This window comes from Prevotella fusca JCM 17724 (assembly GCF_001262015.1).
Taxonomy (GTDB): Bacteria; Bacteroidota; Bacteroidia; order Bacteroidales; family Bacteroidaceae; genus Prevotella; species Prevotella fusca.
Genome location: NZ_CP012075.1, coordinates 247379 through 261356, shown reverse-complemented (window position 1 = coordinate 261356; position 13978 = coordinate 247379). Strand labels below are relative to the sequence as shown.

The 13978-nt window shown below is 41.5% G+C and carries 9 protein-coding genes; 8 read left to right on the top strand and 1 reads right to left on the bottom strand.

Features of this window, described 5'->3' with window-relative positions; genetic code table 11:
• Positions 1 to 7 precede the first annotated feature (7 nt).
• The 8 genes from gcvH (at position 8) to ADJ77_RS08355 (ending at position 10411) form a co-directional block, all read left to right on the top strand.
• The gene (gcvH, locus tag ADJ77_RS08390; RefSeq protein WP_025079153.1) at positions 8 to 388 is read left to right on the top strand and encodes a glycine cleavage system protein GcvH; all 381 of its coding nucleotides are present in this window, start codon (positions 8 to 10) and stop codon (positions 386 to 388) included.
• 126 nt (positions 389 to 514) lie between these two features.
• A complete protein-coding gene (gene gcvPA / locus ADJ77_RS08385) occupies positions 515 to 1825 on the top strand; it encodes an aminomethyl-transferring glycine dehydrogenase subunit GcvPA (protein ID WP_025079152.1) in 1311 nt (436 codons plus the stop codon).
• Between the two features lie 30 nt (positions 1826 to 1855).
• Positions 1856 to 3346 carry an aminomethyl-transferring glycine dehydrogenase subunit GcvPB gene (gene gcvPB / locus ADJ77_RS08380; protein ID WP_025079151.1) on the top strand — a complete coding sequence of 497 codons (1491 nt, stop codon included), beginning with the start codon at positions 1856 to 1858 and terminating at the stop codon, positions 3344 to 3346.
• 318 nt (positions 3347 to 3664) lie between these two features.
• The gene (gene lpdA, locus ADJ77_RS08375; RefSeq protein ID WP_050696281.1) at positions 3665 to 5029 is read left to right on the top strand and encodes a dihydrolipoyl dehydrogenase; all 1365 of its coding nucleotides are present in this window, start codon (positions 3665 to 3667) and stop codon (positions 5027 to 5029) included.
• A 694-nt stretch (positions 5030 to 5723) separates the two neighbouring features.
• A complete protein-coding gene (locus tag ADJ77_RS08370; protein ID WP_025079150.1) occupies positions 5724 to 6326 on the top strand; it encodes a riboflavin synthase in 603 nt (200 codons plus the stop codon).
• Positions 6327 to 7002: 676 nt separating this feature from the next.
• Complete coding sequence (tnpC, locus tag ADJ77_RS08365; protein WP_050696280.1) at positions 7003 to 8436, top strand: IS66 family transposase; 1434 nt, start codon at positions 7003 to 7005, stop codon at positions 8434 to 8436.
• A gap of 216 nt (positions 8437 to 8652) precedes the next feature.
• The gene (locus ADJ77_RS08360; protein ID WP_050696279.1) at positions 8653 to 9726 is read left to right on the top strand and encodes a sensor histidine kinase; all 1074 of its coding nucleotides are present in this window, start codon (positions 8653 to 8655) and stop codon (positions 9724 to 9726) included.
• On the top strand, positions 9701 to 10411 hold the full coding sequence (locus tag ADJ77_RS08355) for a LytR/AlgR family response regulator transcription factor (protein ID WP_025077478.1): 711 nt from the start codon (positions 9701 to 9703) through the stop codon (positions 10409 to 10411). Before ADJ77_RS08360 ends, ADJ77_RS08355 begins: the two co-directional genes overlap by 26 nt.
• A 419-nt stretch (positions 10412 to 10830) precedes the next feature.
• Here ADJ77_RS08355 and ADJ77_RS08350 read toward each other — a convergent pair whose 3' ends face one another.
• The gene (locus ADJ77_RS08350; protein WP_050696278.1) at positions 10831 to 12411 is read right to left on the bottom strand and encodes a hypothetical protein; all 1581 of its coding nucleotides are present in this window, start codon (positions 12409 to 12411) and stop codon (positions 10831 to 10833) included.
• Positions 12412 to 13978 lie beyond the last annotated feature (1567 nt).

The window sequence follows — 13978 nt, the reverse complement described above, 5'->3', positions numbered from 1 at the left end:
AAATATTATGGCAAAAGTTATTGAAGGGCTCTACTATTCAGAGTCACACGAGTTCGTTAAAGTAGCAGGTAACATTGGCTATATCGGTATCACAGACTATGCACAGAACGCCTTAGGCAACATCGTTTACGTTGACATGCCAGAGGTAGATGATGAGGTCGAGATTGATGAGGATTTCGGTGCTATTGAGAGTGTTAAAGCTGCTTCTGACCTCAAGTCTCCTGTATCAGGCAAGGTCATCGAAGTTAATGAAGCATTGGAGGATGAGCCAGACCTGCTTAATAAGGATGCTTTCGAGAACTGGATTATCAAGGTGGAACTCTCTGACACTGCTGAACTAAAGGATCTTATGGATGCTAAAGCATACGAGGAGTTCTGTGCTGAATAAAGTTCTAATTAAAAACTGTTAGGCGTTTATAAGTACCAATAGGCAATGATAGAAAAGCCAATCATTGCTTATAAACGCTTAATCGTAGCCATACGGTCTACATTACCTAAACAAAATCCTAAACAAATGAACCATAAGTTTTTACCTCATACAAATGAGGACATTCAGCAGATGCTTGACCGCATCGGCATAAAGGACCTTGACGGTCTTTATGCAGAGGTGCCCGAAAGCATCCGCTTCAAGGGGGATTACGATATTCCTGAGACAATGAGCGAGTTGGAAATACGTGCTTTCTTTGAGAAACTCGGTCAGAAAAACAACAGACTCACCTGCTTTGCCGGAGGCGGTGTGTATGATCATTATGCACCAAGTGTCATCCCTAACCTTCTGAGCCGTTCAGAGTTTCTTACGTCCTACACTCCTTATCAGGCAGAAATATCACAGGGTACACTCCATTATATCTTTGAGTTCCAGAGCATGATGGCTGAACTTACGGGTATGGATATTGCCAATGCCTCTATGTATGAAGGAACAACAGCCACAGCTGAAGCTATGATGGTGGCTTTCAACAATGCAAAGAAAGCCGATACCGTGCTTTATTCTGAAGCATTATGCGAGAACATCATCGGCGTTCTGAAAACATACGCTCATTTCTACGGCATCACGCTTAAAGCTATCAAGACTGTTGATGGTGTAACTTCACTTGATGACCTGAAGAACCAGATGGAGGCTGGCGCCGTAGCTGGTGTTATCGTCCAACAGCCTAACCGACATGGAATCATTGAGGATTTCACAGACTTTGCTGACACTTGCCATAAAAAGAAAGCATTGTTCATTATCAACAGTGTCGCTGCTGACCTTGCTTTGTTGAAGACTCCGGGAGAATGGGGTGCTGACCTTGCCGTTGGTGACATTCAGAGCCTTGGTCTGCCAATGGCATTCGGTGGTCCTTACGCTGGCTATATGTGTTCAACCGAGAAACTCATGCGTAAACTTCCCGGACGCATTGTGGGTAAGACATGCGACAGTCGTGGACAGCGTGTATTCGCCCTTACGCTCCAGGCACGCGAACAACATATCCGTCGTCAGAAAGCAACTTCCAACATCTGTTCCAACCAAAGTCTGATGGCACTTTACGCAACCATCTATATGAGCATAATGGGTAAGGAAGGGATAAAGGAAGCTGCCCAGACAAGTTATGACGGTGCACACTATCTTTGTGAGCAGCTCCTTGGTACAGGCAAAGTAAAGCTCGTTTACAACAAACCGTTCTTCAATGAATTCCTTGTTCAGATAAAGGACCGTAATACTTTCTTCGATAAAGCTATCAAGAACGGTATTCTCCCTGGCATCAAGGTTGATGACGACAAACTTCTCATTGCCGTTACAGAGAAACGTACAAAAGAGGAGATTGACACACTTGTCGGATTATTATAGTCGAACAACGTTTTTAAAATCCAAGCAACAATGAACAATAAACTATATGGCAATCTGATATTTGAGTTGTCACACCCTGGCAGACGTGCTTACAGTCTCCCAGAGAACCGTTTTGGGCATCATCCACTCCCCGAGTCTTACAAACGGACTAAAGATGCAGAACTGCCTGAATGTGATGAAATGACTGTTGTACGTCATTATACCAATCACAGTGAAAACAACTTTGGCGTTGATAATGGCTTCTATCCCCTGGGCTCATGCACAATGAAATACAATCCGGTTATCAATGAGGAGATAGCTTCAATGCCTGCTTTTACAGACCTTCATCCCTGCCAGCCCATTGAAACAGTTCAAGGTGCACTGGAAGTAGAATACAATATTCAGCGTGCACTTGCATCCATCACAGGAATGGCTGATGTTACGCTCAACCCTTATGCTGGTGCACATGGAGAGTTGACTGGTTTGATGATTATCACATCATACCATCAGCAGCGTGGCGACACCAAGCGTACAAAGGTTATCGTACCTGATTCGGCTCACGGAACTAATCCGGCATCAGCTGCAGTATGTGGACTGGAGATTGTAGAAGTAAAGAGTACACCAGAAGGACTTGTTGATGTCAACGACTTAAAACCTCTATTGGGTGATGACATTGCCGGTATGATGATGACCAATCCTAACACGTTAGGTCTATTTGAGAAGGATATTCCAGAGATTGCAAAGCTCGTACATGATTGTGGCGGTCTGCTGTATTATGATGGTGCCAACCTCAATCCGTTGCTGGGGACTGCACGTCCCGGCGACATGGGATTTGATGTTATCCATCTCAATCTCCACAAGACATTCTCCACACCACATGGCGGTGGCGGTCCAGGTTCTGGTCCGGTTGGTGTATGCGAGAAATTGATTCCCTTCCTACCAAAGCCCCACGTTTTCAAAACACAGGATGGCTTTGCTGTTGAGAGCCCAGAGTTGACAGAAGAATATACTACTGCAAACAACCGCATAAGCGGGTATCTTGGCAACTTCCTCGTCATTCTCCGTGCTTACACTTATATTCTCACTCTTGGCAAGAAGCACATCAAGGAGGTTGGACCATTTGCTACACTGAATGCAAACTATATCAAGGAGTGTCTGAAGGATGATTACGAACTTCCTATCGACACACTTTGCAAGCATGAGTTTGTATTTGATGGCCTGAAGGATAAGAGTACAGGCGTGACAACCATGGATGTCGCCAAACGCTTACTCGACTATGGTTATCATGCGCCGACAATATACTTCCCTCTTCTTTTCCATGAGGCTATGATGATTGAGCCTACTGAGACGGAAAGCAAGGATACTATTGACGGCTTTATTGAGATTATGCACATCATTGCCAAAGAGGCTCGTGAGACGCCAGAGCTTGTCAAGGAAGCACCACACAACACACCTATCGGTCGTGTGGATGATGTCCTTGCTGCCAAGCATCCTATCCTTACTTATCGTCAGCTTATCAACGACATACAAGAAAATGTATAGCAAAATAGTACTGTCCGGTAACATTTCCCATACAGGTTAGTCATTAGTATCTTACTATAATATGACAACAATGAACCTTTCTTCCCTGTTTCTACCGATGTGTTCATGCCCATCACATGTGGTGTTATTGGCAAGCACCAGTCGTGTTGATGGCTAAATCCTTGCAATTTGTTGTCAGGGCGGGAGGAACTTGTGGTTAGAAAAGAGTTGTACTACCAAAAGTAAACATATGGGAGAGTATGTAATTTAGGATTTATCGGACTGTAACTATAGCAAACCTATACATTATACACTGTAACTCTACAATAGAGATTAAATATGAAAAAGACAAATCTATTAATAATCGGTTCGGGACCTGGTGGTTACCGAACCGCTTCCTATGCTGCTCAGAATGGTTTGGAAGTGACGATTATTGAGAAAGCACAACCAGGTGGAACATGTCTCAATGCAGGATGTATTCCAACTAAATGTCTTGCTCATGATGCTGAGATGCTGCTTATAGCTGCCTCACACTATAACACGACTCCCCCACTCGACTTTACAAAAGTAATGGAAAGAAAAGAAGGGGTAATCAGTCAGCTTAGGGATGGTGTAAGTTCCTTGCTTAACCAACCCGGAATCAACTTAATAAAGGGCGAAGCTCGCTTTGTCTCTGACCATATAGTCGAAGTGAATGGTGAACAGATAGAAGCAGAGAACATCATCATCGCCACTGGCTCACGTTCAAAGATGCCACCATTCATGAGCGAAGAGGACTTTACGAATCAGTCCGAAACTACAAAGAACATCGTCACCTCAACTGAATTACTTTCTATCCCAAGCATTCCTCAACGTCTCACAATTATCGGAGCAGGAGTTATCGGAATGGAATTTGCTTCAGCCTTCTCTGCGTTCGGAAGTGAAGTGACCGTTATTGAGTTCATGAAGGAATGTCTCCCACCTATTGATAGTGACATCGCCAAACGATTGAGAAAGACATTAGAGAAAAGAGGTGTTACCTTCTACATGCAGAGTGCTGTCAATCAAATCATCTCAACTTCAGAAAATGGAGAACACTGCACGACCGTGCTTTTCGAAAGGAAAGGTAAAGAAGAGAAGGTTGAGACTGACCTCGTACTGATTGCTACAGGCCGGCAAGCCAATGTAGAGAACATCGGTTTGGAGTCAGCAGGCATAGCGTTCAGTCAGAAAGGCATTATGGTCAACGAAAACATGGAAACAAACGTGAAAGGCGTTTATGCCATTGGAGACGTCAACGGACGTCAGATGCTTGCACATGCTGCAACATTCCAAGGATTCCGTGCCGTCAATCATATTCTTGACAAGAAGGATCACATCCGTCTTGACATCATGCCATCTGCCATCTTTACATATCCAGAAGCAGCCTGCGTGGGCAAGACTGAAGACCAGTGTAAGACCCAAAATATCAAATTCACCACCCGCAAAGGATTCTATCGTGCAAATGGAAAGGCATTGAGCATGGAAGAAACAGAAGGAATGATAAAGATATTGGTCGGAGAGGACGGCTCTATCTTAGGAGCACACGCCTATGGTGCACACTCGGCTGACCTCATCCAAGAGGTATCAGCCCTGATGAACCGTGATGCCAAACTGGATGAGATACGTGACATTATACACATCCATCCTACGCTGAGCGAGATTCTACAGGACGCACTCATCTGAAGAGACTGACCTCATCTAATCGTCTTGGAAGATGCGGTCACCCATACATGACATTACCATCTGGCTGGATAGACATCCAAGGCAGGTTTGAAAACTCCATAAAAGATAAGTTTCAGAACCTGCCTTAAACTGAAAAAGAGACACTGCAAGTTCAAACCCTTCCGAATAAAGAACTAAAAGATTTGCCTGCAGAAGTAAACACTTTTAAGTATAAAATGTTTGGAAGATAAGAATCTTTATACTAACTTTGCAAACAGAAAGGATACAGATTTAGTCGTATCGATTCGATCGGGATAGTCATCAAATAAATTAGAAAACCCGAGATGACTTCTTTTGTTAATGGCGGGCCACATAAATCGCATTTCAGCGACTAAGCCGCAAGGTCAGTGGATTACAAAGACGAGGAGCTCTCTTATCATTGATACTCGGACTTTTCATCACATCATCGGTACGACTTTTCCATATCCCACTCCTGAAAGAGGGGGATTGAGGTGGGGTTTCCAATGAGATTCCCCACCCTTTTTATTTAAAACAGGTTCTAAAAGTCACACCTGAACATCACAGTTTTAATAATAAGTAGAACCATTCCTCTTACAAGTAAGCCTGCGGAATCATACAAAAGAAAATCCGCAAACCCTATGGAACAACCAACAGGCTTCCTTTAAGAGGATATAAAAGAAAGAAATATATAGCAATGTTCTCAGGAATCGTAGAAGAAATGGCAACCCTTACAGGGATTGAGCATGAACAGGAAAATATCCACTTCACCTTTCATTGTTCGTTTACCAGCGAATTGAAAATCGACCAAAGTATTGCGCACAATGGCGTATGCCTTACTGTTGTCCGGCTCAAAGACGACAGCTACACGGTGACTGCCATGAAAGAAACCCTTGAACGTTCAAATTTAGGATTGCTCAAAGTGGGGGATCATGTTAATATAGAACGGTCAATGATTATGAACGGAAGACTCGACGGGCACATCGTCCAAGGTCATGTTGACCAGACTGCAAAGTGTATCAATATGGAAGATGCAGACGGAAGTACCTATTTCACCTTTGAATACCCACACAGCCGTGAGATGGCACAGCGCGGATACTTCACTGTAGACAAGGGCTCAGTCACGGTCAACGGCGTATCCCTTACCGTTTGTGAACCGACAGACAACAGCTTTAAGGTAGCAATCATTCCTTACACAAGGGAGCACACAAACTTTGCCGACATCACCATTGGGTCGGTAGTGAACCTCGAATTTGACATTTTAGGGAAATATATTGCCCGTTTGAACCGCTTTACCTAAAGTAGGTTTCTTACAAAATCCTTTGACGCCTCTTGCCTTTCAGTCGACCTGTTACTTTCTTCATGAAACGGCATAACAGACTATTCTACTGAAAGAGAAAGCTATTAAGGACACATAAAAGCACAATTATTGCTGTCCTATAAGCTAAAGTTACATACGCTCCCATGCTCTAACGGAATCTCTATTAATAGATAACAGCTTGCATCCTGGGAAAATATTGCAAGCTATTTAGTACTTAACACCATTGGTGTTTATCAATAACACCACGTGTGATGGGTAACAACGCATCTGCAGAAAAAGAAAAGATAGCTTCGTTATTGTCATTATAATTATAGTAATACACCAATTGACTAACCTATAAAGGAAATCTTTAGCGGGCTGCACTATAAGCAATAAAGACACAAATAGCTGACAGCAAACATAAAAAAACTTCTCATCATAAGGTTTTCAACACCTGTCCGGATAGTTACATCGACAAAAACAACTATCAAAATAACAAACAACTATACATAACAAAGAGAGCGTATCAAATGATACGCTCTCTTTGTATTTACCCGTCGTAACTATTCAGCGGTATTGACAAGTCTGTATTCTCTCCTCTAAAATCTTCGTATCAAGGCTATAAAGATGCTCGTTTTTCTTGCGTATTTCAGATTTACTTTGTACCTTTATACCTATGAAAGAGCAAGTTACGGACATATCAAAAGTGTTACAAGACATGACGGAAGAGATGCGGTTGTTGCGTGAAACTGTCAACCGGCAGTATGCCGAGAATGTCAAATTGAACCATAACATAAATGCTCTGAACCTCCAAATCCGCAAGAAAGATACGGAACTTACAAACTTACGGGAACGCTTGGCCAAGTATGAAAACCCTGACAAGAACTCTAATAACAGCAGCACTCCGCCAAGTAAGGAGCGTATGAAGGATGAGGTTGTCAGAAGAACAGGAAGTCTCCGTAAGCCAAGTGGCAAGAAGCCGGGAGGACAAAAGGGACATGATGGGCATAAGTTGTCTTGCTCTTCCGTACCTGACGAGACAATCGACGAGGTACCTGACTATTGTACTCGTTGCGGAGAATCTTTGTCAGACGCAGAGCGTGTACTTGATTATGTGACTCAGGTTATTTCCATTCCAGAGTTCAAGCCCGTAATCAAGGAAATCCGACACTGTATGATGGTATGCAAGAACTGTGGCGAACGTATTCGGACGGCACCGGGACGGCGGTCAGACAACGTGGTATATGATTCAAGCGTAAAGGCTCTGGTGGTTTATCTGAGTGTCGTGCAATTTCTTCCATACGGTCGTATAGCAAGTCTTTTGCGTGAGGTATTCGGTCTCACTCCAAGTGAAGGCTCGCTGGTGAACCGGGTGAATGAGGCAAGGAGAAATGCGCACCCCGTGATTGATAAGATCAAAGAACATATCAAGTCATCAGCAGTATTTGGTTTCGATGAGAGTGGCTTGTACTGTAACAAAAGACCCGATTGGGCCTGGATAGCACAGACAGTTTATTACACACTGCTTTTCCGTGCTGATGGAAGAGGATCGAAGGTATTGGCAGACAGGTTTGGCGACAGCTTGGAACGAATGACTGCCGTTACTGACCGCCATAGCGCATACTTTGCACTCCATTTCCTCAATCATCAGGTATGTCTTGCCCACTTGCTTCGCGAACTGCAATATCTTTCAGAGTTGAACACCGAGCAGGAGTGGTCCGGGAAAGTAACCAGTCTGTTCCGTGAAGCCATTCACGAGCGGAACGCCAATCCGAACGACGTCATAGACAAGGTGTCATGGACCCGGCGTTTAGACAATCTACTCAAACAGAATATAGAGGGGCTTGGTAAAAAGTTCATTACGTTCAGAAAAGGCCTGGTCAAATGCAGAGACTACATTTTCAGTTTCCTTGAAAATCCGATGATACCCTCTGACAATAATGGAAGCGAACGGGGAATACGCAAGCTGAAAATCAAACTGAAGAACTCATGTACATTTCGGTCCGACTTCGGAGCAGACGCTTTTCTTGAACTTCATTCGATTGTAGAAACAGCTAAGAAGCACCACAAAACTCCATATAATGCGATTCAAGCCTTATTTAAGGTTTGATAAATTGATATGCACTGTATATATTGGTTATCGCTGAATAGTTACTACCCGTCCTTATAATATAAAAATAAGTTAATTACATCGTTTTTGTATATGTATTGAGATGGGGAGATGTAAAAAAAACTCACATAAATTGAGAATACATTTTATTTTACAGAAAGTTTTATTACCTTTGTTTGCAGAATTGTATTATACAAACAAACATAAAAGTAATAAATGAGGAAACAAATTTATACATCCAAGACTATTTGGAGCCAGATTATCATTTGGTTTCCACTTCTCCTCATTCCCATTATGTATGTCTTCCACGGAACCATGTCATGGCAGAACAACCTCTCGCAGTATATTGTTCCCCTTTCCATGATGATTGTTGCGTACATTAATTACTTCATCCTTGCACCTGCCTTGCTGAAAGGACGGAAAAAAGAATTCTGGGCACTCAACACATTACTCGTCGTATTTCTCACCATCGGACAATACGAATGGCTCTACCATGCTGGAAACGAGCAACATATCATCACATTGCCTTATCAAATACTGGTTGAGAGCAAGGAGTTCAACCCACAATTCTTTTTCATCATTCGGGGCATATTCACCCTTGCTATCTGTGCAGGTGTAGCAACTTCTGTCCTGATGGCACAACGTTGGTCAAAAGCTGAAAAAGAGAGGCGTAAGGCAGAGACAGCCATGGCAAAAGCCGAATTAGTGAACCTTCGCCAGCAAGTGAATCCGCACTTCCTGCTCAACACAATGAACAACATCTATGCGCTCACGGTTTTTGACACGGAAAAAGCACAGAAGGCTATCATAGACCTTTCCAAGATGCTGCGCCATATTCTATATGATAATCAGCAGCCGTATGTGAGCTTGGAGGAGGAAGTTGAATTCCTACAGAACTATGTGGACCTGATGATGATTCGCATACCTGACAACGTTGAGATTACACGTGAATGCAACATCCCATCAAACTGTCAGATCCATGTTGCGCCGATGATATTCATTTCACTTCTTGAAAACGCCTTCAAACACGGCATAAGCCCGGAGCACAAGAACTTTATTCACATAAAGTTGGATGCTGACAATGACAATATCGTTTTCTCCATTCAGAACAGCAACTACCCCAAAAGGGAATCTGAAAGAAACGGACACGGAATCGGACTTAAACAAGTTGAACGCCGACTTGAAATTGCTTATCCCGGCAAGTATAAATGGGAGAAAGGATTTGACAAAAACAAGAATATATACTCATCAAAAATAATCATCTATGACACTAAACTGTATAATCATTGACGATGAGCCTTTAGCAGCTGACTTGCTTGCAAGTTATGCTAAAAAAACGCTTTTCTTGAACCTGATTGGCGTATTCAACAGCGCAGTAGAAGGCGTTAGAGCCATCCGTGAAAATAGGGTTGACCTCATATTCCTGGATATTCAGATGCCAGAACTCAGCGGGCTCGAGTTTGCAAAGATTCTACCTAAGGAAACAAAGATTATTTTTACTACTGCATTCAGCCAGTATGCCGTCGACGGCTACAAGGCAAATGCCATCGACTACCTCATGAAGCCTATCAGCTATGATGACTTCCTGGCTGGTGCCAACAGGGCATTAGAATGGTTCCAGAGTGTACGACAAACTGAAAATACCTCTGCCGACCGATTTATATTTGTCAAGAGCGAGTACAAGCTGGTGAAAATCATGTTTGATGATATTCTCTATATCGAAGGACTGAAAGATTATGTCAAGATCTATCTTACTGATGACCGCAAGCCTGTCATGAGTCTGATGAACATGAAGAAGATTGAGGAATCACTTCCCAAACCAGAATTCATGCGCATTCACCGTTCCTATATTGTTCACATGAAGAAGATTGACGGAATTGACCGTTTCCGTATTGTCATCGGCGATGCTTTCCTGCCAATCTCTGACAGTTACAAGACATCGCTTCAGAACTATCTTGACGGGCATACACTGTAGGCAGCTTCTAAAGAAGTTCATGCGGAAAGGTTCAGTCCATGAATGCAGTCAGTTCTTTGTATTTTTAACCTACCCTACAAAGATACAATCCATACCCAAGCATAATACACCAAGGGCACCAGCTTCTAAACATGTTCTACCCAAGAACAACGCAGAAGTTAGTGCCCTTTCCTGTATCTTAAAATCATTATCACCAACTACTGGTCTCTACTCTAATACAAAAAACAGTCATATCTTAGCAAAGTATGCTTCAATTTGACTGTTTCATATATGCTTAGTTACTTATTGTAACTCTTAAAAAGGACTCTTTATACGCTTCTTACAATCCTATTAAGTTATTTTAATTCAAAGCTATGACAATGGCATCTGTAAAATATCCCATCATAAGCTATAAAATCAGAAGGATGTATCACAACATATTATTTCGGCCACAGGCAATGGGAATTCATCTTACCACCATATCCTGTATGAACTTTGCTCCTTTCTACACAGAAATTATAAGAATTAAGATTTCCATCAGGACGAGGCGTACTTGACCAATAATATCCTCTCGTGCCAACATTAACCAACTTTCCTTCATCACCGTCAATAATATAATCACCTATTGCAGGGAAGAATAAATAGTCAGACAGATTGCTTGGTTTACCTACAGTAATATTTTCATTTGTAGTCTTATACTTATCATATATCTTTAGATCAGAAGAAGATTTCGTAAAGTCTATCCCATTAGGTCCCTCCTTCTTTATTGTCTCTAGACTCTTTCCAGTTTCTCTTGCAATGACATCAAGTTTCTTCAGCCACATACCACCTTGATACAAATGCTTCATGAAACACCAAATAGAAGCGTCCCAATGAGGGTTACCATACTTTGTATACCAGTGCAACTCATTGGCATTAGGACAATCCTTTGCTGAACGTGAAGCAGAAGCTGGGTGATTAACTCCATTATAGTATCGTGGGTCACCTGCCTTTGGATAAGCAGCATTCTTATCACCATTCAAAGAAGGCTGATTACCTTCATGTCCTTTCCAAGCATGCTGACCTACTGTTGCATCCCACATATAGAAGATATCCTGTCCATAATGAGTTACAGCGAGGTTTGCAGAAACCCTCCTGTTCTTCCCAGAAGTAAATGTCAAAGTACCATAGTTCTTTACTACAGAGCCATACACATTTGTCTTACTGTCATTAAGGAAATATTCTACTTTGAAATTATGATATGTACCAGGTGCAAGAACCAGAATTGCAGCATTCTTGGAAATCTCTGCCTGAGTAGGAATAGCAAAATTTCCGAGGTTCAATGTAATACTGCAGTTTGAAGCATCTGCCGCAGGACGTTTTGAAACATCAATGCCATTGTCATTGAAACCGAACTCTCCTGCAAGTGCCTCATCTGCTGTAATCTTGATTTTGGTAACCTTTACATCATCAGCAAAACCATAGCTGTAATAAGGAGTAAATGTCATGTAAGCCGCCTTGTGTGAGAGCGTAAACTTATACTTTCCATTCTCTCTAACAGCAGTAGCCGTACCACAGTCACCATCCGTACCAAGATGTCTGGCATTATTAGGCTCTGTCTGACTTTGTTCAGACTTAATTGTAACCTTGTCACCATGCGCATTACCATTACCTGTATAACGTACAGGATAGCTTTCAGCTGTATATAAACCTGAAAAATAGAACTTGGCATCCGGTGTTTTGGTATCCTTAAGAGCTGTCATCGCTGAATTAATCTCATCCTTTGCACTTTGAACCAGAGTCGTACCGTCTGTATTAATCCACAGCTTATCACCTTCTGTCCAATAGAATTTAATACGACTTCCGTCATAAATACCCATTGTACGGGTTTGCCCCTGAGTTTCCTCTACTGCAAACTCCATCAAACCTGTAGTGGTTCCGTTTGCTTGCTCATTGCTATCCAGCACTGTATTGTCATTGGAACAACTTCCCAATGACAACAAAGCCATAGCAGACAAAATACATAAATGTTGTTTTCTCATTTCTTTGTTTGTTACTTTTAATTTTTTAAATCATCCAATATATTTGGCTTGTAGTCATATTGCTTCCTTCATGGAAGGAACTAACTTTCCTTCGTTTCAGCACTTCATCCCCCCAGTGGCATAATGACCTCCATAAAATGTCCGGAAGATGTCCATTCATTTTTTTAGAAACAGCTTTAAAGCCTCTGTACCATCTAAAAAACTTTCATCTTACTTACATTTCAGAACAGATAACTCTTTAAATATACTATTATTCTCTCACACATTTCGTTGAATATACAACAATGTCAGACAGCTTCTAATAATAGATGTATGTCGTGAACTAATTGTCTCCTTGTGTACTTACAAAAAGAACACATAAGTCAAACGAGAGGTTTCCAAAGTCTCCCTTGCCAGTTTAAATATGCACTAATGAACCGCATACTTGCATAATGTCTGGATAATAATATGCCCGTAGCATCTGTGTATGAACAAAACATCAGGTTTTCTCCCACATGAAATATCAAGAGAGCCAAAGAACGCTGTTGTCTCCTTGTTACCAACACATACTTATAATATAATACATGATGGAATATGAATACATTTACTCGTCTCTCTGTCTACACACAGTCGTTATAGTGATAAACAGCTGCAAAGATATATAAAATTTGTGAATGCAACAAGAAAACCGGATGAAAATTGAAAGTTTGTTGCTCATTTTCATCACTTTACCTGCGCAACAAATAACAAACACTGAAAACATTTGCTGGAACAATTGGTCCTTCCGTTAAATGTGTAGATTGGAAACAGAATAAAGGCTTATTCACCTGTATGGTATTATTATCCAAAATCAGACGGTCTTACAAGGGGAGATAGATTACAAGATAAAATGCAGAAAAGGCAAACAGATGCTATGTCTTTCCATCTTCTACAAACAACCTGTCTCCATATTACCCAACGTTTGTAAATTATTTTCATGCAGTTCAAAACTAACACATGGTCTCTTGGCTTTGAAAAGACGCCCAATTGACTTGCAATAGACGCCCTTTTGAAGTCCAATTAAGCACCTTTTCTTGCACGACTTTATAACTAACTGATTTACTGTTGGTTGTAAACTTGTTTTTTATACGTGTTTTTGCCTTTATTTGTACGTGTTTCACCTGAAATTATGTCATGATTTTTCAAGTCATTGTCTGATTTTAAAAGTATTAACATGAAAAGGTTTTCTGCATCGGAGGATGATAATAAAGTAGGTAGCCAAGACAATCTTGGCTATGTTTTTGTTTAATGCATAACTTTTGTTCTTTTGTTAAAGCTATACGAAAAGTGTCCACACATTTAACGGATGAACCAAACAATTCCCATACTCAGGTATGAAATTACCAGTATTTTGCATCATTCAGGAACATTTTTGCCATTATTCAACGATAAAATAGATAGTATTGTGTTGGCTCGAGAAAAGTAAGACTTCTAATCAAAAAAGTTTTGTTTGTTTTTGGTAGTGCAACTCTTTCCTGATGACAAATCATTTCCACGCTGGCATCATATTGGAAAGTGTATAGCAATCAACATCATTGGCGTCTGCCAA

Bases quoted from the DNA above. Each gene is read 5' to 3' on its own strand.
- gcvH (WP_025079153.1), top strand. From the start codon at position 8: ATGGCAAAAGTTATTGAAGGGCTCTACTATTCAGAGTCACACGAGTTC.
- lpdA (WP_050696281.1), top strand. From the start codon at position 3,665: ATGAAAAAGACAAATCTATTAATAATCGGTTCGGGACCTGGTGGTTAC.
- ADJ77_RS08350 (WP_050696278.1), bottom strand. From the start codon at position 12,411: ATGAGAAAACAACATTTATGTATTTTGTCTGCTATGGCTTTGTTGTCA.
- ADJ77_RS08360 (WP_050696279.1), top strand. From the start codon at position 8,653: ATGAGGAAACAAATTTATACATCCAAGACTATTTGGAGCCAGATTATC.
- ADJ77_RS08370 (WP_025079150.1), top strand. From the start codon at position 5,724: ATGTTCTCAGGAATCGTAGAAGAAATGGCAACCCTTACAGGGATTGAG.
- gcvPB (WP_025079151.1), top strand. From the start codon at position 1,856: ATGAACAATAAACTATATGGCAATCTGATATTTGAGTTGTCACACCCT.
- tnpC (WP_050696280.1), top strand. From the start codon at position 7,003: ATGAAAGAGCAAGTTACGGACATATCAAAAGTGTTACAAGACATGACG.
- gcvPA (WP_025079152.1), top strand. From the start codon at position 515: ATGAACCATAAGTTTTTACCTCATACAAATGAGGACATTCAGCAGATG.
- ADJ77_RS08355 (WP_025077478.1), top strand. From the start codon at position 9,701: ATGACACTAAACTGTATAATCATTGACGATGAGCCTTTAGCAGCTGAC.